Raw genomic sequence first — 20,598 nt, forward strand, 5'->3', positions numbered from 1 at the left:
ACTGTACTGAGGATCACGCTTTCCGATAAGATGTATATGCTCAAAAAATCATCTCCCATAAAGAGCAGATCATAGCAACTTGTTAAGGACTTTTATCTATGAGCCAAGCTGATATTTTTGAAAAAGTAAAGGACATCGTCATCGAACAGCTAGATATTGACGATAAGACTAAAGTAGTTCCAAATGCCTCATTTACAGAAGATTTAAACGCTGATTCTCTAGATATAGTGGAATTGGTAATGGCTTTGGAAGAAGAATTTGAGATCGAAATTCCTGATGAAGATGCCGAAAAGATTTTAACAGTACAAGAGGTTGTAGACTACATCAACGCTCACGTTGCTACATCTGCCTAAAAGTTCTTAGGGACTGGGGATTAGGAACTGGGGACTGGGGAGATGAGTCAGTTATCGGTTATCACTATTTACTGGTCGCTGTTCAATATTCACTGTTCACTGTTCCCAGCCTCTATACTGTTCTGCATTGTTCTGCCTGCTGCTTTTTCGCCACCTTTAACTGAATCATGACAGACTATAAACGTAAACGCGTTGTTGTAACGGGTGTTGGCGCGATTACACCTATTGGTAACACATCATCTGAATATTGGGAAGGATTGTTAAGTGGACGCAATGGTATAAACCAGATCACAGCTTTTGATGCGTCTAAACATGACTGTCGGATTGCGGGGGAAGTGAAAAACTTTGATCCTCATAAATATATGGAGCGCAAAGAAGCCAAGCGCACGGATCGGTTTGCCCAATTTGCGATCGCAACTGCTAAACAGGCTATATCAGACGCGCAATTAATTATCAATGACCTCAATGCTGAACAGATAGGTGTCATGATCGGTTCAGGTGTTGGTGGCATTAAAGTATTAGAAGATCAGCAAACAGTCTACCTCAATCGGGGTCCAGACCGCTGTAGTCCATTCATGATTCCCATGATGATTGCCAACATGGCAGCAGGATTAACAGCAATTCACACCGGAGCTAAAGGGCCTAATTCCTGTTCTGTAACAGCTTGCGCGGCTGGTTCAAACGCTATCGGTGATGCTTTTCGTTTGATTCAAAACGGCTATGCTCAAGCCATGATTTGTGGGGGGTCAGAAGCTGCCATTACACCATTGTCTGTAGCTGGATTTGCCGCAGCCAGGGCGCTTTCCACAAAAAATAACCCCGATACGGCTTGTCGTCCATTTGACAAAGATCGGGATGGCTTTGTTATGGGTGAAGGTTCGGGAATTTTAATTCTGGAAGAATTAGAACACGCTCTCCAACGCGGCGCTCGTATTTATGGAGAAATGATCGGTTATGGTATGACCTGTGATGCTTACCATATGACATCCCCAGTACCCGGTGGCTTAGGTGCAGCCAGAGCGATGGAACTGGCGCTCAAAGACGCTAAACTGACTCCAGAAATGATTAGTTACATCAATGCTCATGGAACTAGCACCCCAGCCAATGATGTCACAGAAACAGCAGCAATTAAAAAAGCTTTGGGCGCTCATGCTTATAAGATAGCAATTAGTTCCACCAAATCCATGACAGGTCATTTGTTAGGAGGTTCAGGTGGGATTGAAGCAGTAGCTACAGTTTTAGCGATCGCAAATGACCGAATTCCCCCAACCATCCATCTAGATCATCCTGATGATGGTTGTGACTTAGATTATGTACCCCATGTTAGCCGCGCTCAACAAGTAGATGTAGCACTATCCAATTCCTTTGGATTTGGTGGTCATAATGTTACCCTAGCCTTTAAGAAATACCAATAATTTTGGGAATTGGGCATGGGGAATTAGACATTGATAAAAATCTGCTTCCCCTCCTTTCCCTGCTCCCTGCTCCCTGCTCCCTACTCCTTGCCTGCTGCCTCCTGAAGTGAACCTGCGGAAAGTATTATATATATCATTCCCAGCTGAACCAAGGGTTCGGCATAACCCAATTATTAGCTCTATTCATCACCAGAAACTCAGAAGATCCCGCTTGTCCATCTACAAGTAGGAATGGGATGATGAGAATGGTGGGATCACTTTATAATGACCCCAGAATTAGAAAGCTACAAAGAGTGCTAACCCGTCGTTAAAAACAAGAGATTATGGCTGTTGCAACCCAATCCCTCGAAGAACTTTGTATTAACTCGATCCGCTTTTTGGCTGTTGATGCCATAGAAAAATCCAAATCGGGACACCCCGGATTGCCGATGGGCGCGGCTCCAATGGCTTTTGTCCTTTGGGATCGCTTCATGCGCTATAACCCCAAAAATCCCAAATGGTTCAACCGCGATCGCTTTGTCCTATCTGCTGGTCACGGCTGTATGTTGCAGTATGCCATGCTGTACCTGACAGGCTACGATAGCGTCACCATCGAAGATATCAAACAATTCCGGCAATGGGGTTCTAGAACTCCTGGACATCCAGAAAACTTTGAAACCGCTGGTGTGGAAGTAACCACTGGACCATTGGGTCAAGGTATCGCTAACGCCGTCGGTTTGGCTATGGCTGAGGCACATCTAGCCGCTAAATTCAACAAACCCGATGCCAAGATTGTAGACCACTACACCTATGTAATTCTTGGTGATGGTTGCAACATGGAAGGTATTTCCGGTGAAGCTGCTTCCTTAGCCGGTCACTATGGCTTAGGTAAGCTGATTGCTCTGTACGACGATAACCATATTTCTATTGATGGTTCTACAGATGTAGCATTCACAGAAGATGTTTCTAAACGATTTGAAGCTTACGGTTGGCACGTCCTCCACGTTAAAGATGGTAACACCGATTTAGACGCAATCTCCAAAGCCGTCGAAGCTGCCAAAGCTGTCACCGACAAGCCCACCATGATTAAGGTGACAACCACCATTGGTTATGGTTCTCCCAACAAGCAAAACACCGCTGGTATTCACGGTGCCGCTTTGGGTGGAGATGAAACAGCCTTGACTCGTAAAAACTTAGGTTGGGAATATGCACCATTTGAAATCCCCAGCGATGTCCTCAACCACACACGCAAAGCCGTAGAACGTGGTGCCGATTACGAAAGTGACTGGAACAAAGCCTTAACTAATTACAAAGCTAAGTATCCCGCCGAAGCTGCTGAATTTGAGCGTTTCATCAGTGGTAAATTACCCGAAGGTTGGGATAAAGTTCTACCCACCTACACCCCAGAAGATAAGCCACTACCCACCCGTAAACATTCAGAAACCTGCCTGAATAAATTGGCAGCTGTTTTACCTGAATTAATCGGTGGTTCAGCAGATTTAACCCACTCTAACCTCACCGAACTCAAGGGTTCTGGTGATTTCCAAAAGGGACAATACCAAAACCGTAACATTCACTTTGGGGTGCGGGAACATGGTATGGGCGCAATCTGTAACGGGATGGCGCTACACGGTTCGGGATTGATTCCCTACGGTGCAACCTTCCTAATTTTTACCGACTATATGCGTGCTGCCATTCGTTTGGCTGCTTTGTCTCAAGCTGGGTCAATTTGGGTAATGACTCACGATTCCATCGGACAAGGTGAAGATGGACCGACTCACCAACCCATTGAAACACTAGCTTCTCTGCGAGCTATTCCTGATTTAACCGTAATTCGTCCCGCAGACGGAAACGAATGTTCAGGAGCTTACACAGTCGCAATTGAGAAGTCTAAGGCACAAGCTTCTACTTTGTTGGCATTCACCCGTCAAAATGTTCCTAACTTAGCAGGTACATCAGTTGAAGGCGTGAAAAAAGGCGCATATACTGTTGTAGATTGTGCTGGTACACCTGACCTCATCTTGATTGGTACTGGTTCAGAATTAAGCCTATGTGTAAGTGCTGCTGAAAAGTTAACAGCACAAGGTAAAAAAGTCCGTGTTGTTTCCATGCCTTCCACGGATTTATTTGATGCCCAAGATGCTGCTTACAAAGAATCTGTTCTACCTAAAGCAGTTACCAAGCGTCTTTCTGTAGAAGCTGCCAGCAGTTTCGGTTGGCATAAATATGTCGGCACCGAAGGTGATACTGTGAGCATTGATCGTTTTGGTGCTTCTGCTCCTGGTGGTACTTGTATGGAAAAATTTGGCTTCACTGTTGATAATGTATTAGCTAAAGCGATCGCATTGTTGGGTTAATTAGCAATAGTTTATTTCTCTTATTTTTTTAGGGTGGGCCAAATGGCTCACCTTTTTTTAGTCAAATAAGAGATTTGCTACTGCTGGAGACTAGCATTTGCAATCCATCCAAAGTTTGCAAACTATTTAAAGCCGCTTCCCGAATTACTGCTTCTTCTTCCCTACTCAATAAAAGTCCTAAGCATTCAACAACTTCTTTCTGTACTGAAGGATTAACTTGTTTACGAGTGCTAAATTTAGCCAGTTGCCGCACAGCAATCAACCGCTTTAAGGAATCTGTTTCTGTTAAATTATTCAACAACTGCTCAAAATATTCTTCCTCTCGATTTCCTTGAAGGCTGAAGATTTGCCAAACCAACAAAACTAAAGTCAGCAGTGTCCCCACACCTTGGACAATAGTTGCAACAGCCAGCCAATGACTTGGGGAATCAACCCAGATTTCAGCAGCTATATAACTAATTACAGTCGCAATACCGCCACTGGTTACAGCTAAAGCCAACCGACTATTGGCACTATTTAAAAACCTGCGTATTTCTAACCAACTTAGTTGCCAGTTCCATTTAGGTATTGAGTAAGCCACAAGCATTACTAGAATACCAACGGCAAGTGCTAACAACAACTTCCAGTTCCAAAACAGCATAGTAACAACGATTGTCAAGAAACCAAGAATGCTTCCAGGTTCAGAGAAACGTTTTAAATTTCGCTGCTTTTGGCTTCCTACCTTGAAATCTGGAAACTGGTTAATTAATTGCCGCCAAGAAGACGAAGCCTGTACCACAATTTTTTACCTATTTGATTACAAAACTACTTAATCAGTTATTAGTCTCTTCACTATTCCCTCATTTAATTGCTCAGATTAAAGGGGTGTAGGGAACCCGATAATTAAAATCAGGGTTCAAATCAGCACACTGTATTTCTCGTGCTACGCTTCTCGAACTACATTTTTTCTCCATCAATAAATCGTCAAGCGTCCTGAACGAAGTGAGGTATCTGGACTTGTACTTTTAAGTGTGTGGTGTGCGGGAAAAACTATCTTTCCCTACAACCCACACCCTACTTTTGGTCAGTGAGAAAAACAAAACTTAAATTCATCAAGGGTGAAGTGTCCATCAAAACAACAGAAGCTTACTTTTTGAATGTAATTTGCTGTTACGGATAGCATAGTATTTGGAGGTATGTCCGACCCAGAATTTACAACATTACCAGCGGGGAGAACTGATTCATCCAGTAATTTATCATCTTCGTCGTAGGCATCAACAACTAATCGCTGTGAGCTAGTCACTAAGGCACTAACCCAGTTAACAGGACGTAAGAAAGCAACTTCTAATAATCCATTTTTGGGAGATCCCATTAAAAGGTTTAGTCCTGAGTGCCTTGGAAAAGCTGGATTTGAAGGTTGTACAGCTAAACAATTATTAAAAATAATGCCGTATCGTTTAAATTGGTTGTCTACTATTTCATAAGATTTCAAATGATCCAAATTTAAACGAATGCATCTGGGTAAAATTACCTGCTTGGCATCAAAATCTTCATCAACTTGATCCTGTCCTACAGAAGTAACAATTTGGTTAGGTACATCAGAGCTATCAAGCTGAAAGTTAGTCTTTTCCAGCTTTTGTACTTGTTCTAATTGAAGAGTAGCTTGATTTACCATGACACCCTGCTTTACCATTCCTAGACAGTAACCACGTCAATAAAAAAGCTCTTGTTTTAGCATATACAAATAGAATCAGTAATGCCGATTTATTTCAGCTTTCCAGCTATCTTTAACGCTCAGAGTTAACGGTGATTTTCCTGTTAGATTACCATAAAAACCACATAGGTGTTCATCAGTATTGTTATATCCAGTCCTATCAAAAAACTTTATTGACTGGTAGTTTCAACATAATTTATCTGTATCATCAAAAAATCAACACAAAATCTTTAAAAGTAATCTCGTAATTTTACATTTTCTTAATCTAACAAAAGTCAGAAGTTCTACTGTGGTTAGTTGGCTGATAATCAATAAGAGTTAGGAGTTTACCGTCAGTCAGCACTTTGGCTCAACCTCAGTGCTACAAATGCTATTTAGTCAAAACAACCACAATAAATACTTATGTTGCAATTACTGGGATTTGAGCAACGCTTCATCAATACCTCATTAGGTAAAATGGTATATAATAGTGCTACTGACACACCTTGGCAGGATAGAAGTACAAAACCTGACAGAGAAACTTTGCTGTTTTTACATGGTTTTGGTGGTGGGTCTTCTGCTTATGAATGGTCGAAAGTATTTCCTGCTTTTGCGGCTGAATATCGGGTGATTGCACCAGATTTAATTGGTTGGGGTGAGTCTGAACATCCACAACGCAATTACAAAATTGAAGATTATTTAACGACAATTCGGGAGTTTATTGAACAAACCTGCACAGGAAGGGTGACGGTTGTAGCTTCTTCTCTGACGGCAGCATTTGTGATTAGAGTGGCAATTTCCCATCCTGATTTATTTAAATCTTTAATTCTAATTAGTCCTGCTGGACTTTCGGATTTTGGACAAGACTACTCCCGCAGTTTTTTTGCCCAGTTAGTTAGCGTGCCTTTGGTTGACCGATTACTGTATAGTACGGGAATTGCTACTGATGCAGGGATTCGCAGTTTTTTAGAGCAGCGACAATTTGCCTACTCTAATCGAGTCTATCAAGAGTTAGTAGATGCCTATTTACAATCTGCCCAACAACCGAATGCTGAATATGCAGCACTATCTTTTGTCCGTGGAGATTTGTGCTTTGATTTGTCTCTTTACATTCAACAGTTAACAACTCCCACTGCTATTATTTGGGGACAAAAATCACAATTTACTGGGCCAGAAATTGGTCGGCGATTTGCAGAAATTAATCCCCAAGCTATTCGATATTTTCAACCTTTGGAAAATGTGGGATTAACACCGCAATTAGAATTACCAGCGGTAACAATTGGATTAATTCGTAAATTTTTAACTTTATTAGATGGGTAATTGGGGAATGGGGATTGGGGAGATGAGGGAGATGAGGGAGATGAGGGAGATGAGGGAGATGAGGGAGATGAGGGAGATGAGGAAGTAATTTTCCTAATCACCAATCACCACTCACCAAAATATTATTTATCTTTTAAGCGAATATCAATTACGGAAGCGTTGAAGTTATAGTTAAAACCTTCTAATTCAAAAGGCATCCCGATTTTTACTTTACTATTACCTAAAACTGGTCCGTTGTCGGTAACTTGAGCTTTTCCTTCTAAAGTCAAGAGAAAATCTGTACTAAAATTATTTACTCTAGGATCTGCTAATTCTTTGACTGAACCATCTGGTTGAGGAACAGTAATTGTTCTTTCTAGTTGTTGAATGGATTTAATCCCTATTTGACCATAGGGTTGATTGCGGATGATGACATTTGTTTTACCGCCTTTGCTAAATCCTTGTTTAAATAATTGTTCAGGATCGCGGATGTTTAAACCACGCACTACTAAGTCTACTTCTATAGGTAGTGTTTTTGTACCGACTTGAGCTACAGAACCGGAAGTTCCGGGAAAAATAAAGATACCAATTATCACTAGCAAGATTACCAGCGCAGCACCTAAATCGAGTAAGTTGATTTTGCCGAATAACCGACCTTTGGAATCTAAAATAGGCATAACAAGTTTTTGGGAATTTAAAGTTAAGTAAACTCAGGCTTGATTTGGTAATAACTCAAAACGCCTGGACTGTGCAGTTATGCGAAAGTTTATCACGTCTGTGAATTTATGGTTATAAAAAAATAAGCTGAGAACCATGATAGCAGGGATTAAGGATACTGTAGGCTAAAGCCCGCTGTGTCGTTTTTCTCTCAGGACTAGGAGCCACTGGGTTTCCAAACTCTCGTGAGCTTTTTTATTTGTCAATTATCACCTGTTACCAGCTTTCAATCCTGTAGCTTTAAGAATTTCCGTATCACCTTTTTTGACGATTAGTATTGATTCAGCATTTCCGTCTTCTGTAATTGGTTGTTCTAAAATATAGATATAATCTCCATTTGTCCACCCTGTAACACATTGACCATCTCGACAAGAAATTTTACCACCTGTTAATTCAATACATTTACCTTTGATATCACATCCTTTATAACTAATATTTCCTGTATTATTAACTCCTGTCCAAGAGTCATGATTACCTGTCGTAATTGTCCATTCACCATTACTTATAGTTTGGGTTTGATTACTTGCAGACGGAGATTTTTCTGTGGTTACTTCTCCACTGATAATTTCATTTCCCAAGATCATACTTGCTGATGTAACATTTTTAGGTTCAGACGATGTTTTCTCATCTAAAACTTCCATTTTTGTGATTATAGATTCTTGGCGAGTTTTGCCGCATGGTTCAGCACTTTGACAATCATTTACTGATTCTATTGTGTAAACAGCGCGTACTTGCTTATTTAAAAATTTTCCTTCTTCTGCACAAATATCAAAACTTGCACCAACTTGATTTTCAATACCTTTTTTATCTACTAGGGTGACGTAACATAGTAAATCACCATTTACTAATTCTTTAACCGTCCCAATTTGTGGCTGTTTTGGTAATTTCCTAATAGGCTTAGGATTTTTTATGGTCGTATTGCTAATACTTGGAGATGGGGATTTTGTTTCAACTGGAGTTTCTGTTTCTGTATTCGTTTGAGTTTCTCTTACAGATTTTGTAGAGGTTTCTGGTTGAGATTGTGCAGCAGTATTAGTTGGTGAATTAGTGCAACTAACAAAAGAGATGCAGGAAAGAATTAAGGAAAGTTTAGAAATTAATTTTTTCATGGGAAGTTTTTCCACTTTGTAAATGCTAGATTCACTTTTTTGACAGAATGTGATACTTCTGTTTAATCTATATATTTAAGATATTTAAGGTTACATCTAGCATTGAGTTTTATGCCACTAATGTAACCCCAAAGCATAATGGTAAAATTCTTCATCTTTAATGTAATCTCTAGATTCATAGAGCTTTTGCGCGGTTACGTTAGAAATTTGAGTAGCTAAACTTACTCTAATAGCTCCACTTTTTTTTGCGTATTCTTCTGCTACATTCATCAATAAATTTGCAATTCCTCTCCGACGATACAACTCTTCTACATATAAATCGTTTAAGATCCATACTTGTTTCATCGACACTGAAGAAAAGCTGGGATAAAGTTGAGTAAATCCCACTAATTTCCCATTGTCATTAGCAGCAAACACAACTGAGTCATTATTATTGAAACGTTCTTTGAGAAAATTTTTGGCAGCTTCAAGGTTTGATGGCTGATTGTAAAAAACACGATACTTATCAAATAGTATCGAAACACTTTCAAGATGATTAATATTAGCCAAGAAAACTTCCATTGATTTTCTTCATCAAGAATTTAATTATAAATTTGGTGATGTTGTTTTAGTGTCGTCTTCTGTTGCTGAATAGACTATAACTAAAAAACGTCCATAATTTATTGAGTCTTTATTGAAAAATAGTATGGCATTTTACCAACTCACCAGGAGCAAAAGCACCATTTTCTGTAATAATGGCTGTTATTAAATCTGCGGGAGTGACATCAAAGGCTGGGTTATAAAATTCCACTCCTGAAGGTGTAATAATAGTGTCGCCAACTTGATAAATTTCTGCTGAATGACGTTCTTCAATGGGAATTTGACTACCTTTAGCTAAAGCAAAATCAATGGTAGAAATAGGTGCTGCAACGAAGAATGGAATATTATGGGCTTTAGCAACAATGGCTAAACTGTAAGTTCCGATTTTATTAGCAGTGTCCCCATTTGCGGCAATTCTATCAGCACCGACGACAACTGCATCAATTAAACCTTGTTTCATGCAGTGTGCGGCCATATTATCAGTAATAAGTGTTACAGGAATTCCTTCTTGTACACATTCCCAAGCGGTGAGTTTTGCGCCTTGTAAACGCGGACGAGTTTCATCTGCAAATACTCGTGTTAATCTTCCTTCTCTCCAAGCTGAACGCACTACACCTAATGCAGTACCATAACCAGCAGTTGCTAAAGCACCGGCGTTACAGTGAGTAAGTATGGTTAACTTTTCGGGAGTTTTTGGTAAAGCTTGTAAACCATGATCACCTATTTGTTGACAGGTTTGGATATCTTCAGCGTTGATAGTTTGGGCAGTTTCTAGGAGTATTTGTTTAATTTCTGCGATTGTTCCTAAAGTTTCATAGGCGGTTTGCATCATTCTACCTATAGCCCAAAATAAGTTTACTGCTGTGGGACGGGTAGAACGCAATAACTGGGCAACTTTTTCTAATCGGTTTAAAAATTCTTGTCTGTCGCTGGTTTCTATTTCTCTGGCACCTAAATATATACCATAAGCCGCTGCTACACCAATCGCCGGCGCACCTCTGACAATCATAGTTCTGATTGCTTCAGCCATGTCTTCACTGCGGTTAATTTCTACCACAGTATACTCATTTGGTAAGCGGGTTTGGTCGATTAGTAAAACTGAGTTATTTTTCCAAACAACGGGGTAAAGCATAATTTAGAAGGAGTCAGGAGTTAGGAGTCAGGAGGAAGAATTAGAAAGAAGTCAGGAGTTAGAAGAATAATAAATTCTACCTATTCCTTATTCCCTATTTCCTACTACTGAGGGAAATACGCGATCATCATAGCAACTTTAGGGTGATTATGTGCGATCGCTTCGGGGATATGACCAAGTGGCTAAGGTTGTGGCTAGTGTAAAGTTAGGAAAAACCTAACAACATCTGCTTTCATAGATATTTTTTAGGTAAGCTGTTGTTACTCTACTAAAATATCTAGTAGCTTTTCAAAACACAAACCCCTTTGGTAACAATTATTGGATATATTTTTACAAATTAGGCAAATTCTCCCGTCCAGGAATTTATTAAAGTTGGTAAATATTTATGAGTGAATCCTTATTTAGTATTGAAAATTTGCGCGTAGCTTATCCACAACGTCACAGAGAAGAAGTAAGTTGGGCGGTTGATGATGTATCTTTTACTCTCAAAACTGGTGAACGGATGGGTTTGGTGGGAGAGTCTGGTTGTGGTAAATCTACCATTGGACGGGCAGTAATGCGTTTGTTGCCTTCCTCCAGTCAGGTAGAAGGAAAAGTAATTTTTCAGGGAGAATCTGTATTAAATTTAACGCCTATTCAATTAAGGAAATTTCGCGGTGAAGCTGTCGCTTTAATTTTTCAAGACCCGATGACACGCCTTGATCCGTTGATGACCATTGGCAATCATTGTCTAGAAACTCTACAAGCACATTCGCCGGAATTATCCACACAGCAAGCAAAGGAAAAAGCTTTAGCAACTTTAGAAAAGGTGAAAATTCCTGCTAATCGCTGGAATCAGTACCCCCATGAGTTTAGCGGAGGGATGCGTCAACGGGTTGCGATCGCACTCGCTTTACTTCTTAATCCTAAACTAATTGTTGCTGATGAACCCACAACTAGCTTGGATGTAACCGTCTCTGCCCAGATTTTACAAGAATTGACGCGATTGTGTGCAGAGGACAACATGGGATTATTATTAATTTCCCATGATTTGGCAATGGTAGCCGAATATTGCGATCGCATTGGTGTCATGTATCAAGGCAAAATGGTAGAAATGGGAAAAACATCATCTGTATTTAGTAATCCCCAACATGAATATACCCAATCCCTATTAAAAGCAGCTTTACATATTCAAAAAGAAGAGGGAACTCTTAACAGGGAACAGGGAATAGAAACGGCAAATCCCATTTTAAAAATTACAGAACTCAAACAACATTACACCATTGAACCGAATTTTATTGAACGGCTATTTAAAGGAACAGGTCAAACAATTAAAGCTGTAGATGGCATTGATTTAGAATTATATCCAGGCGAAATATTAGGATTAGTAGGAGAATCAGGTTGTGGGAAAAGTACACTTTCCAGAACAATCTTACAATTAATTCGTCCTACATCTGGAAAAGTTGAATTTCTAGGACAAGAATTAACTAAAATATCTCGTCAAGAAATTCGTTCTTCTCGCAGACAAATTCAAATGATATTTCAAGATCCCCATGCTTGCTTAAATCCAGCCATGACCGTGGGACAAAGTATAGGTGATCCTTTATTAATTCACAATTTAGCGAATGCTGAAAAAGCCAAAGAAAAGGTGATGTGGATGTTAGAAAAAGTGGGATTAACACCAGCAGAACTATATTATCAACGTTATCCCGCCGATTTATCTGGAGGACAACAACAACGAGTTGCGATCGCACGGGCTTTAATTACTCATCCTAAACTAGTAATATGTGACGAACCTGTGAGTATGTTAGATGCCAGTGTACAGACACAAGTGCTAGATTTGATGTTGCAACTCAAAGCCGAATTCGAGTTAACTTACTTGTTTATCACCCATGACTTATGGTTAGCGAGATTTTTGTGCGATCGCATCGCCGTTATGAATGGTGGTAAAATAGTTGAACTAGGTCGCACCAAAGAAATTTTCGCCAATCCCCAACATCCCTACACAAAAACCCTCCTAGCTGCTGCACCTTTATTAGCCAAGGTTTAATATCATTAGTCATAGGTAAAATTCTCATCCATTACCCATTACCCATTACCCATTACCCATTACCAAATTAAATAATGTCTAAAAATTCCACATCAAAACCTTACACAACGAATATAAACCACTCCGATAAATGGCAAGAAATAATAACCCAAGTAGCATATCGCTTCAATAAACAATATCAAAATCAACCCTTTGAAGTACCAGATGAAGTAAAAGCAATGCCAATATTTCAAGAATGGAATACAGGCATATTAAATAGTAGAATTGTTTCACCATTCTGGGAAATTGCCCAACCTCAAAAAAACCAATACTGCTTAGATATCGGTTGCGGTGTCAGTTTTTTAATATATCCTTGGCGAGATTGGCAAGCATATTTCTATGGGCAAGAAATTAGCAACATAGCACGTGATACTCTCAATTCCCGCGGTTCACAATTGAACTCAAAACTTTTCAAAGGTGTAGAATTAGGGACAGCACACCACTTAAACCATCCTGCCGAACAATTTGATTTAGTAATAGCTACCGGATTTAGTTGTTATTTTCCCCTAGAATATTGGAGTCTTGTATTACTAGAAGTTAAACGGGTATTAAAACCTGGAGGACATTTTGTATTTGACATTCTGAATTCAGCACAACCTTTAGCCGAAGATTGGGCAGTTTTGGAAACTTATTTAGGTGCTGAAGTATTTCTAGAACCTGTATCTGAATGGGAAAAAACTATTAAAACCGCAGGTGCTAAAATAGTAAAACGTCAATTAGGAGAATTATTCGAGTTATACAAAATCCGATTTTGAACACAAATTCATAACATTATGATAAACCCAAATACTTTAAAATGCTGCGTGTAATCTCGATTCGGGCAGGTAAATCATCTGGTTTATTGATATCAATATTTGTAGCAAAAAAGTAGACATTGTTGTTTCTTTCCAAATAACCAACAAACCAACCTATTTGCGGTTTATTACTACTTAACCATCTCGTTTTAGCCCGCAGTGTGTAATCTGGAGTTTGTTCACGCACCATAATATCTTTAACAACATCCATTGTCCGTTTTGAAAACGGTAAATTACCTTGATACAAACGTTGCAAAAAATCAATTTGCGCTTTGGGTGTAATTTTTAATGGTCTTTGCAACCAAAAACGATCAATATCTGTGGACGTACCAATTTGACGGTTGCCATAACCGACTTTATCAATCCATTGCTGCATTCGTACATATCCAATTTTGCGTGCTAAAACTTGGTAAAACCAAACAGTTGAATTTTTGAACCCTTGACGCAAATTTGTGTCCTGATTCCAACCTTCAAAATCTCGATAAATTCCATCCCAAGTCAGAACAGCCAGGTCAGTTCGATGCTTGAATTGTGGGACTGAACACGACCGAGATGAGAACGCCGCAAAAAATATCAATAAAGTCGGGATAGGGCATTGCCACGACTCTAAACGGACGCAGAGACAGAATCAGACTAGCAACAGTTAGCGTCAGTCGGTGAAGCGTCAAGAATCACCTTGCCTTCAGGTCGGTGAGTATGTCAAAGTGTATTATTTGTAAATATTTTACCAAGAATTTGCCCAGAAAGCCGCAATGATCATCCGCCATGCCACCGAAACAGACTTACCAACAATTGTAGAAATTTATAACGCTGCGGTGCCTAGCCGCATGGCCACCGCCGATTTAGAACCTGTGTCTGTGGAAAGTCGCATGGCTTGGTTTCAAGGACGAGTACCCTCACAACGTCCTCTATGGATAATTGAGGTAGATGGTGTAATTGGCGGGTGGTTGAGTTTTCAATCATTTTATGGCAGACCCGCCTATCATTCCACAGCCGAAATTAGTATTTACATTTCCCCAGATTTTCAACACCAAGGTTTAGGAAAACAACTGTTAACTAAAGCAATTACCGAAAGTCCAAATTTAGGTTTAAAAACTTTAGTCAGCTTCATTTTTGCCCATAATCACCCCAGTTTAAAACTCTTTGAAAAATTTGGTTTTCAACATTGGGGACATTTGCCCAAAATAGCCGATTTAGATAGTGTAGAAAGAGATTTAATTATTATGGGATTGCGAGTTGGAACACTAAATTCATAATCAAAAAATTAACAATCAACAAATTAAAGCATCCAAAATCCAGAATTTATCAGCCCCATGAAACACAAAAATTAAACTTCTACTATTATAGAGACGTTCCACGGAACGTCTCTCAAACCTAATGCATTCAATACCCACATTAACGAGATGTTAAACTGTCAAAGTGGTATTCAATACCGACTTTTAGCTTATTAGCATTATAGCGAGGAGACATCAATAAAGAAGAATCGTAAGGATTTGGTAAATCAGGAGTACGAAGATAAGGATCATTCATAGCTTGTTGGGTAAGAACATCATGATAAACAGTATTTACCAACTCAGCATCTTTAGCGATTTCATTATCAGGGAAAGTTGTTCCGAACTTACCCCCAGGACCGAATAAAGAATCTACCTGACGCTTTAAACTGCCATTGTTATAAAAATTAGGGTCATAGCGAAAATAAGCTCTTTCTACAGCATCAGTAATTGTTTCATAATTTTCTGCTTGCATCTGAGCAACTGCAACCATAGGAAAACTTGCACTACTAACTAGCAGCACCAATAACCCACTCAAGCCTTGCCAATTTATACTCATGTTCACGACTCCTCAATTTTTGGGCGAATCTTAATTTATGCTTAATTTCAGAACTCTCATGAGTTCAACCTTTGGTGTAGCACAACTTTTAATGATTTGTAATGTCTTATTCTACTGAAACATCTAATCAATCAGACATTTGGGCAACTACTACGGATTTAACCAGCTTGCGTCAGAAGTTACTAGATTTATTTTGCCGACTTGCTTATCAAGAAGGTGATTTTGTTCTATCTTCTGGACAACGTAGTTCTTACTATATTAATGGAAAACAGGTAACACTCCATCCTCAAGGTGCTTTGTCCGTAGGACGATTGCTGTTACATCTCCTCCCAATAGATACAGAAGCTGTAGCAGGTCTAACACTGGGTGCTGATCCCATCGTTTCCGCAGTCAGCGTAGTTTCTGTTTATGAAAATCGACCCATACCCGCGTTGATAATTCGTAAAGAAGCTAAAGGTCATGGAACAATGGCTTATATTGAAGGACCAACCTTACCAGCAGGTGCAAAAGTAGTGGTACTAGAAGATGTTGTTACCACTGGGCAGTCTGCATTGAAAGCGGTTGAACGTCTGCAAGCAGCAGGTTATACCGTAGATAGAGTAATTTCTTTGATAGACAGACTACAAGGGGGCGCAGAGTTATATAAATCTGCTGGCTTGCAGTTTGATGCGCTGTTTTCAATTCAGGATCTTCAACAAGAGTATCGCAAAATAGTAAGTGACAGGTGACGTTAGGATGGGGCGTGAGGTTTAGATAGCAAGCAGGGAGCAAGGGGAAAAATCTTCTCCTGTGCAACCTGACTCCTGACTCCTGACTCCTGACTCCTGACTCCTGACTCCTGACTCCTGACTCCTGACTCCTGACTCCTGACTTCAAATTCTGTCAATCTCAATATATTATCAAAACATATACCTCATATAACTAATACTTATTTTATTTATCTTTACAAAAATCAACTTATATTTTAATGTTGGAGGGAAGGTAGGCAAAAAAACCTATCAACATCATAAAAAAATAAAGCACTTATAAAATGACCACAACCTTACAACAGCGTTCAACCGCTAACGTATGGGATCGCTTCTGCGAGTGGATCACCAGCACCGAAAACCGTATCTACATCGGTTGGTTCGGCGTATTGATGATTCCTACCCTGTTAGCTGCTACCACCTGCTTCATCATCGCCTTCATCGCTGCGCCTCCCGTTGACATCGACGGTATCCGTGAGCCAGTTGCAGGTTCTTTAATCTACGGAAACAACATCATCTCCGGTGCGGTTGTTCCTTCTTCTAACGCTATTGGTTTGCACTTCTACCCAATCTGGGAAGCAGCTTCCTTAGATGAGTGGTTGTACAACGGCGGTCCTTACCAATTGGTAATTTTCCACTTCTTGATCGGTTGCGCTTGCTACTTAGGTCGTCAGTGGGAATTGTCTTACCGCTTAGGTATGCGTCCTTGGATCTGCGTAGCTTACTCTGCACCTTTGGCATCTGCTACAGCAGTATTCTTGATCTACCCAATTGGTCAAGGTTCATTCTCCGATGGTATGCCTTTGGGTATCTCCGGAACATTCAACTTCATGATCGTGTTCCAAGCTGAACACAACATCTTGATGCACCCCTTCCACATGTTGGGTGTAGCTGGTGTATTCGGTGGTTCCTTGTTCTCTGCAATGCACGGTTCTTTGGTAACTTCCTCTTTGGTTCGTGAAACAACCGAAACCGAATCTCAAAACTACGGTTACAAATTCGGTCAAGAAGAAGAAACCTACAACATTGTTGCAGCACACGGTTACTTCGGTCGCTTGATTTTCCAATACGCTTCCTTCAACAACAGCCGTTCACTTCACTTCTTCCTAGCTGCTTGGCCTGTAATCGGTATTTGGTTTACCGCTTTGGGTGTAAGCACAATGGCGTTCAACTTGAACGGTTTCAACTTCAACCAATCCATCATTGATTCTCAAGGTCGTGTCATCGGTACTTGGGCTGATGTAATCAACCGCGCTAACTTGGGTATGGAAGTAATGCACGAGCGTAACGCTCACAACTTCCCCTTAGACTTAGCTGCTGGTGAAGTTGCTCCTGTTGCTTTGACTGCTCCTGCAATCAACGGCTAATATTTCAACTGGGTTTAATAAGCTTAGTTAAATGAAAAATGCCCTCCAGAAATGGGGGGTATTTTTGTTTTGGGTTAAAATAAATGAGTGGTCTTTTTCAAGGTATCTGAAGATGACAACTATATCTATAGAATTACCAGACAGTGTTTTTTCCACACTGGGGAAAGAACCCGATGAATTAGTTAGAGAAATGAAAATAGCTGCTGCTGTCAAATGGTATGAATTGGGAGAAATATCTCAAGGTAAAGCCGCAGAAATAGCAGGGTTAAACAGAATAGAATTTATGAATATTCTCATTCGTTACAAAGTTTCTCCATTTCAATATACTGCTGAAGAATTAGCCGAAGAAATTGCATCTTTAACAGAATATCAACCATATTAAATGATGTAATTACTTTATTTTTCAGGAATAGCAGATAATAAACAACGCAAAGCACGATTCACTGCTTCTGATGTTTGAAAAACTTGAGCAACATCAGGATCAAGAATTACAGTAATTCTATTTTCTGAGGTAGTAGCAAAACGATTAGGACGAGCTTTAGTATAATCAAAATTATACTCAGGTAATAAATCATCTGCATCAAAATTGTCTTGTTGATTAATTGGTGTTTTGTTCATAATCTTGTCTTTCTTTTTTAGTAGCTAAACGAGAACTAAAAATACGAATTAAATTACTTTTTCTTTCGGTAAAACAAACTAAAAGTAAGTGATGTTGATTTGAATAACCAATAATAATCTCTCTTTTTTCACCGAAAGAATGAGCTAAATCATCAAATATCAAAGCAAAAGGATCATAAAATACAGATTTTGATTCCTCAAAACTTACTCCATGTTTATCTAAGTTTATTTGTGCTTTATTTTCATCCCATTCAAATTCTATCCTCATAAAAACCTATTTTTAAAATTACTATAATTAAAATTGTATTTCATGAGAGTTCCATAAATTAATTATCACACTTCAAGAAAAATCCTGTATCCCTACCTCGTCACGCAAGCTAAAGCCATAAATCCTTAAATCCTGGATATCCTGATTCAGATGTTTATCAGTAAATATACAGCTTGCCAAATTAGTAGATACCAGCATAGGATATTAACAACGTATCAGGTGTCTACCATCATGCTTAACAATACTTGGCAACCCATCCTGAAATCTGCACTGGCTAAACTGCGTAAATTTGCCCGTCGTGCTGATTTTGACACCTCTCTCAAACAAGTATTTGGCGCTGATATTCAAACTGGTGAACTCCAACAGGCTTGGTTAGCAGGAAAATTTGGCACATTACCAAACTTAGAAATTATTGCTTCTAGTCAAATAAACGGTGCTTTTGGTGCTTTTGCAGCTACAAATAATACGTATCCCCTCAATATATCGGGGTCAGGAGTGATTCTGGCATCAATGAATAACCAAAGGAATGAAGAGAAGACTGCTCACGAATAATAGTTGCCAAAGAGGGAATATTCCCAAGATGAGAAATACGGTCACGAACATACTCAAAAAAGCTAATTCCTAACTTACGAGTAGTAGCAACAAGGGACATAAAAGTATCCCAAGCCTGAGTACCTTCTTGAGTTTGAGTAGCATAACTAATATTACGTCGCTGCACCATCGTCCTAGCAGCTAACTCAGCAGGATTATTATGCAAAGGCAATTCAGGATGCTCCAAGACTAAAAGCAACTCCGAAATTTTCAGCAACGTTAATTGTTTGCGCTCATCCAACTGTTGATAACCGCTTTTAGTATCAAAAAGTTTCCAAAACTCAGACCGGAGTTTTTCTGCGGTTTGTTGACTGGGTGCATCTTTGTAAGCCAGCAAGTCTCGGTAGTAATCCCAGAAATCACCCAGGAATTTATCAAGAGCTTTTTGGTGACAAGCAACATAAGGAGTCAACTTCTTATAATGTCTTCCCTCATGCACCCAACACAAAGTAATATTCTCAGTCAGTAATTTGAACTGAGGAGCATCATCACAAACCAGGGTTTGCACTACTGGCCAATCAGTTTGTTGATGATAGAACGCAATCGCTGCTGCTTCTATAATCCGAGTCCGGTGTTGAGAACCCAGTAGTGGTAGATATGTATCAAGTAGGGCATTAAACTCTGCTTCACTCAACACAGTTTCTTGAGGTAATAGTTTCAGCGCATTTTTCCATTTAGTGGGAATTTGGAAAGTCTCCAGTAAATTGTCTGTAAGTTGATTGAGAATCAACTCCAGTTCTGTGGCATTTTGCAATACTTTGACTACACTCAATCTGTCTTTTTTGGCAGTGGTTAAGTAGATTGTATATAAAGGGTTGCAGACTACATTAGTGGTGTAGTTCACTCCACCCACCCGCGCACCAGTTTGGTCGAAGTGTTGCCAAGGACTGCTCTCTAGTCCTGACGCATATACTTCATTTTTCTCTGTTTCAAACTCAACTTGGTTTTTAATTAGTAGGTTCGATAGATATCCGGCTGATATGGATATCCCAATATCTTCTAAAAACTCTAATAATTTGCCTTGGGTCATGTTGCCCCCGTAGTATAGGCTAATTACTAAGGCTTTTATTCCTGGACCGAATTCTCCTTCGTAACCACAAGGCAGTTCGGCTAAATAGGTTTTTCCTGCTGAGGGTGAGTAGTATTTCTCTTTTCGGAATAGTATGTTGTCAGTTGCAAGGGTGATGTCTTGGATGATTACTTCTTGATACCCTTTAAACTCTGCGTCTGCTGGCAGTTTATCTTGGGGGTATTTTACTATTTCTTCTCTATCTATTTTTATAGTCTCGTTCTTACTGCCTTTGCTGTGCTTTTTTGGGATTTTTCGCTCTTTTTCGGATGAGTGATTGTTGGTGAACCCTTTCTTGTTGGCTTTGATGTCTGGCTTACCTTTTTCTCCTTTGAGAAGGTTGTTTTCATCTTTTAACTGTTGATTTTCTGCTCGTAATTCTTTAACTTCTGCTTGTAATTGTTCTATTAAGTTCAGTAATATTTCTACTGTCCGACGCATTGATTCGTCTGCAATCCCTTTTGGCTCTATGGTTTGCAGTATCTCTTCTCCTGATTTCTTACTCGAATCTAGTTTTTGCGTCATGTGTCATATTTTATTATATTGCGTGTCCCTCGCTAACTTTATTTTTTTCTCCTACCCCTACTTATTGAGCGGATACGGTACAAGTACAATTCAACTAACCAATAATAGTT

At 39.5% G+C, this 20,598-nt stretch carries 22 protein-coding genes and 1 pseudogene; 12 read left to right on the forward strand and 11 right to left on the reverse strand.

Features of this window, described 5'->3' with window-relative positions; all coding sequences use genetic code 11:
* Window positions 1-98: 98 nt before the first annotated feature.
* The 3 genes from acpP (at window position 99) to tkt (ending at window position 4,104) form a co-directional block, all read left to right on the forward strand.
* Entirely contained in the window at window positions 99-353 is a 255-nt protein-coding gene (acpP, locus tag ACLLO5_RS11680; RefSeq protein WP_413175609.1) for an acyl carrier protein, read from the forward strand.
* A gap of 167 nt (window positions 354-520) precedes the next feature.
* Entirely contained in the window at window positions 521-1,768 is a 1,248-nt protein-coding gene (fabF, locus tag ACLLO5_RS11685) for a beta-ketoacyl-ACP synthase II (RefSeq protein ID WP_413175610.1), read from the forward strand.
* Between the two features lie 323 nt (window positions 1,769-2,091).
* Window positions 2,092-4,104, forward strand: coding sequence for a transketolase (gene tkt, locus ACLLO5_RS11690; RefSeq protein ID WP_413175611.1), 2,013 nt, complete (start codon window positions 2,092-2,094; stop codon window positions 4,102-4,104).
* A 61-nt stretch (window positions 4,105-4,165) separates the two neighbouring features.
* Here tkt and ACLLO5_RS11695 read toward each other — a convergent pair whose 3' ends face one another.
* Together ACLLO5_RS11695 and ACLLO5_RS11700 are read right to left on the reverse strand one after the other, a co-directional pair.
* Window positions 4,166-4,882 carry an armadillo-type fold-containing protein gene (locus tag ACLLO5_RS11695; protein ID WP_413175612.1) on the reverse strand — a complete coding sequence of 239 codons (717 nt, stop codon included), beginning with the start codon at window positions 4,880-4,882 and terminating at the stop codon, window positions 4,166-4,168.
* Window positions 4,883-5,167: 285 nt separating this feature from the next.
* A complete protein-coding gene (locus ACLLO5_RS11700) occupies window positions 5,168-5,758 on the reverse strand; it encodes a hypothetical protein (RefSeq protein ID WP_413175613.1) in 591 nt (196 codons plus the stop codon).
* A gap of 441 nt (window positions 5,759-6,199) precedes the next feature.
* On the opposite strand from ACLLO5_RS11700, the gene ACLLO5_RS11705 reads away from it, so the two are divergent.
* Window positions 6,200-7,096, forward strand: a complete 897-nt coding sequence (locus ACLLO5_RS11705) for an alpha/beta fold hydrolase (protein ID WP_413175614.1) — start codon at window positions 6,200-6,202, stop codon at window positions 7,094-7,096.
* Between the two features lie 122 nt (window positions 7,097-7,218).
* On the opposite strand, the gene ACLLO5_RS11710 is transcribed toward ACLLO5_RS11705, so the two are convergent.
* The 4 genes from ACLLO5_RS11710 to mtnA all read right to left on the reverse strand — a co-directional run bounded on the left by ACLLO5_RS11710 (window position 7,219) and on the right by mtnA (window position 10,612).
* A complete protein-coding gene (locus ACLLO5_RS11710; RefSeq protein WP_413175615.1) occupies window positions 7,219-7,752 on the reverse strand; it encodes a DUF4330 domain-containing protein in 534 nt (177 codons plus the stop codon).
* Window positions 7,753-8,001: 249 nt separating this feature from the next.
* Window positions 8,002-8,901, reverse strand: a complete 900-nt coding sequence (locus tag ACLLO5_RS11715; protein WP_413175616.1) for a hypothetical protein — start codon at window positions 8,899-8,901, stop codon at window positions 8,002-8,004.
* Window positions 8,902-9,018: 117 nt separating this feature from the next.
* Window positions 9,019-9,462: a GNAT family N-acetyltransferase gene (locus tag ACLLO5_RS11720; RefSeq protein WP_413175617.1), complete on the reverse strand. Its 444-nt coding sequence runs from the start codon at window positions 9,460-9,462 to the stop codon at window positions 9,019-9,021.
* Between the two features lie 109 nt (window positions 9,463-9,571).
* Window positions 9,572-10,612, reverse strand: a complete 1,041-nt coding sequence (gene mtnA / locus ACLLO5_RS11725; RefSeq protein WP_413175619.1) for an S-methyl-5-thioribose-1-phosphate isomerase — start codon at window positions 10,610-10,612, stop codon at window positions 9,572-9,574.
* A 385-nt stretch (window positions 10,613-10,997) separates the two neighbouring features.
* Between mtnA and ACLLO5_RS11730 the strand changes: the two genes are divergently transcribed.
* Both ACLLO5_RS11730 and ACLLO5_RS11735 read left to right on the forward strand, forming a co-directional pair.
* Window positions 10,998-12,641: a dipeptide ABC transporter ATP-binding protein gene (locus ACLLO5_RS11730; RefSeq protein ID WP_413175620.1), complete on the forward strand. Its 1,644-nt coding sequence runs from the start codon at window positions 10,998-11,000 to the stop codon at window positions 12,639-12,641.
* 74 nt (window positions 12,642-12,715) lie between these two features.
* Window positions 12,716-13,435, forward strand: coding sequence for a class I SAM-dependent methyltransferase (locus ACLLO5_RS11735; RefSeq protein ID WP_413175622.1), 720 nt, complete (start codon window positions 12,716-12,718; stop codon window positions 13,433-13,435).
* 16 nt (window positions 13,436-13,451) lie between these two features.
* Here ACLLO5_RS11735 and ACLLO5_RS11740 read toward each other — a convergent pair.
* Window positions 13,452-13,988 (reverse strand): annotated as a pseudogene (locus ACLLO5_RS11740) (penicillin-binding transpeptidase domain-containing protein); the annotation flags it as partial.
* Between the two features lie 10 nt (window positions 13,989-13,998).
* Here ACLLO5_RS11740 and ACLLO5_RS11745 point away from each other — a divergent pair.
* Both ACLLO5_RS11745 and ACLLO5_RS11750 read left to right on the forward strand, forming a co-directional pair.
* Complete coding sequence (locus ACLLO5_RS11745; RefSeq protein WP_413175623.1) at window positions 13,999-14,121, forward strand: hypothetical protein; 123 nt, start codon at window positions 13,999-14,001, stop codon at window positions 14,119-14,121.
* 105 nt (window positions 14,122-14,226) lie between these two features.
* Entirely contained in the window at window positions 14,227-14,730 is a 504-nt protein-coding gene (locus tag ACLLO5_RS11750; RefSeq protein ID WP_413175624.1) for an N-acetyltransferase family protein, read from the forward strand.
* Window positions 14,731-14,869: 139 nt separating this feature from the next.
* On the opposite strand, the gene ACLLO5_RS11755 is transcribed toward ACLLO5_RS11750, so the two are convergent.
* Entirely contained in the window at window positions 14,870-15,304 is a 435-nt protein-coding gene (locus tag ACLLO5_RS11755; RefSeq protein ID WP_413175625.1) for a hypothetical protein, read from the reverse strand.
* A 101-nt stretch (window positions 15,305-15,405) separates the two neighbouring features.
* Here ACLLO5_RS11755 and pyrE point away from each other — a divergent pair, with 101 nt between their 5' ends.
* The 3 genes from pyrE to ACLLO5_RS11770 all read left to right on the forward strand — a co-directional run bounded on the left by pyrE (window position 15,406) and on the right by ACLLO5_RS11770 (window position 17,799).
* Entirely contained in the window at window positions 15,406-16,032 is a 627-nt protein-coding gene (gene pyrE / locus ACLLO5_RS11760) for an orotate phosphoribosyltransferase (RefSeq protein ID WP_413175626.1), read from the forward strand.
* Between the two features lie 302 nt (window positions 16,033-16,334).
* Window positions 16,335-17,417: a photosystem II q(b) protein gene (psbA, locus tag ACLLO5_RS11765; RefSeq protein WP_413173917.1), complete on the forward strand. Its 1,083-nt coding sequence runs from the start codon at window positions 16,335-16,337 to the stop codon at window positions 17,415-17,417.
* 112 nt (window positions 17,418-17,529) lie between these two features.
* Complete coding sequence (locus ACLLO5_RS11770; protein WP_413175627.1) at window positions 17,530-17,799, forward strand: UPF0175 family protein; 270 nt, start codon at window positions 17,530-17,532, stop codon at window positions 17,797-17,799.
* Between the two features lie 14 nt (window positions 17,800-17,813).
* Here ACLLO5_RS11770 and ACLLO5_RS11775 read toward each other — a convergent pair whose 3' ends face one another.
* Window positions 17,814-18,035 carry a hypothetical protein gene (locus ACLLO5_RS11775; RefSeq protein ID WP_413175628.1) on the reverse strand — a complete coding sequence of 74 codons (222 nt, stop codon included), beginning with the start codon at window positions 18,033-18,035 and terminating at the stop codon, window positions 17,814-17,816.
* On the reverse strand, window positions 18,016-18,303 hold the full coding sequence (locus ACLLO5_RS11780) for a BrnT family toxin (RefSeq protein WP_413175629.1): 288 nt from the start codon (window positions 18,301-18,303) through the stop codon (window positions 18,016-18,018). The genes ACLLO5_RS11775 and ACLLO5_RS11780 overlap by 20 nt, the downstream gene beginning before the upstream one ends.
* A gap of 231 nt (window positions 18,304-18,534) precedes the next feature.
* Here ACLLO5_RS11780 and ACLLO5_RS11785 point away from each other — a divergent pair, with 231 nt between their 5' ends.
* Window positions 18,535-18,855: a hypothetical protein gene (locus tag ACLLO5_RS11785; protein ID WP_413175630.1), complete on the forward strand. Its 321-nt coding sequence runs from the start codon at window positions 18,535-18,537 to the stop codon at window positions 18,853-18,855.
* Here ACLLO5_RS11785 and ACLLO5_RS11790 read toward each other — a convergent pair.
* Window positions 18,779-20,488 carry an IS66 family transposase gene (locus tag ACLLO5_RS11790; protein ID WP_413172145.1) on the reverse strand — a complete coding sequence of 570 codons (1,710 nt, stop codon included), beginning with the start codon at window positions 20,486-20,488 and terminating at the stop codon, window positions 18,779-18,781. The genes ACLLO5_RS11785 and ACLLO5_RS11790 overlap by 77 nt on opposite strands.
* Window positions 20,489-20,598: the final 110 nt, after the last annotated feature.

This window comes from Anabaena azotica SJ-1, from assembly GCF_047275885.1.
Lineage (GTDB): Bacteria > Cyanobacteriota > Cyanobacteriia > Cyanobacteriales > Nostocaceae > Trichormus_B > Trichormus_B azotica_A.

Excerpts from the sequence above, each read along its gene's own strand:
- ACLLO5_RS11775 (WP_413175628.1), bottom strand. The coding sequence starts at position 18,035 with ATGAACAAAACACCAATTAATCAACAAGACAATTTTGATGCAGATGAT.
- mtnA (WP_413175619.1), bottom strand. The coding sequence starts at position 10,612 with ATGCTTTACCCCGTTGTTTGGAAAAATAACTCAGTTTTACTAATCGAC.
- ACLLO5_RS11755 (WP_413175625.1), bottom strand. The coding sequence starts at position 15,304 with ATGAGTATAAATTGGCAAGGCTTGAGTGGGTTATTGGTGCTGCTAGTT.
- ACLLO5_RS11720 (WP_413175617.1), bottom strand. The coding sequence starts at position 9,462 with ATGGAAGTTTTCTTGGCTAATATTAATCATCTTGAAAGTGTTTCGATA.
- ACLLO5_RS11700 (WP_413175613.1), bottom strand. The coding sequence starts at position 5,758 with ATGGTAAATCAAGCTACTCTTCAATTAGAACAAGTACAAAAGCTGGAA.
- acpP (WP_413175609.1), top strand. The coding sequence starts at position 99 with ATGAGCCAAGCTGATATTTTTGAAAAAGTAAAGGACATCGTCATCGAA.
- fabF (WP_413175610.1), top strand. The coding sequence starts at position 521 with ATGACAGACTATAAACGTAAACGCGTTGTTGTAACGGGTGTTGGCGCG.
- tkt (WP_413175611.1), top strand. The coding sequence starts at position 2,092 with ATGGCTGTTGCAACCCAATCCCTCGAAGAACTTTGTATTAACTCGATC.
- ACLLO5_RS11715 (WP_413175616.1), bottom strand. The coding sequence starts at position 8,901 with ATGAAAAAATTAATTTCTAAACTTTCCTTAATTCTTTCCTGCATCTCT.
- ACLLO5_RS11730 (WP_413175620.1), top strand. The coding sequence starts at position 10,998 with ATGAGTGAATCCTTATTTAGTATTGAAAATTTGCGCGTAGCTTATCCA.
- ACLLO5_RS11780 (WP_413175629.1), bottom strand. The coding sequence starts at position 18,303 with ATGAGGATAGAATTTGAATGGGATGAAAATAAAGCACAAATAAACTTA.
- ACLLO5_RS11770 (WP_413175627.1), top strand. The coding sequence starts at position 17,530 with ATGACAACTATATCTATAGAATTACCAGACAGTGTTTTTTCCACACTG.
- pyrE (WP_413175626.1), top strand. The coding sequence starts at position 15,406 with ATGTCTTATTCTACTGAAACATCTAATCAATCAGACATTTGGGCAACT.
- psbA (WP_413173917.1), top strand. The coding sequence starts at position 16,335 with ATGACCACAACCTTACAACAGCGTTCAACCGCTAACGTATGGGATCGC.
- ACLLO5_RS11750 (WP_413175624.1), top strand. The coding sequence starts at position 14,227 with ATGATCATCCGCCATGCCACCGAAACAGACTTACCAACAATTGTAGAA.
- ACLLO5_RS11735 (WP_413175622.1), top strand. The coding sequence starts at position 12,716 with ATGTCTAAAAATTCCACATCAAAACCTTACACAACGAATATAAACCAC.
- ACLLO5_RS11790 (WP_413172145.1), bottom strand. The coding sequence starts at position 20,488 with ATGACGCAAAAACTAGATTCGAGTAAGAAATCAGGAGAAGAGATACTG.
- ACLLO5_RS11785 (WP_413175630.1), top strand. The coding sequence starts at position 18,535 with ATGCTTAACAATACTTGGCAACCCATCCTGAAATCTGCACTGGCTAAA.
- ACLLO5_RS11705 (WP_413175614.1), top strand. The coding sequence starts at position 6,200 with ATGTTGCAATTACTGGGATTTGAGCAACGCTTCATCAATACCTCATTA.
- ACLLO5_RS11710 (WP_413175615.1), bottom strand. The coding sequence starts at position 7,752 with ATGCCTATTTTAGATTCCAAAGGTCGGTTATTCGGCAAAATCAACTTA.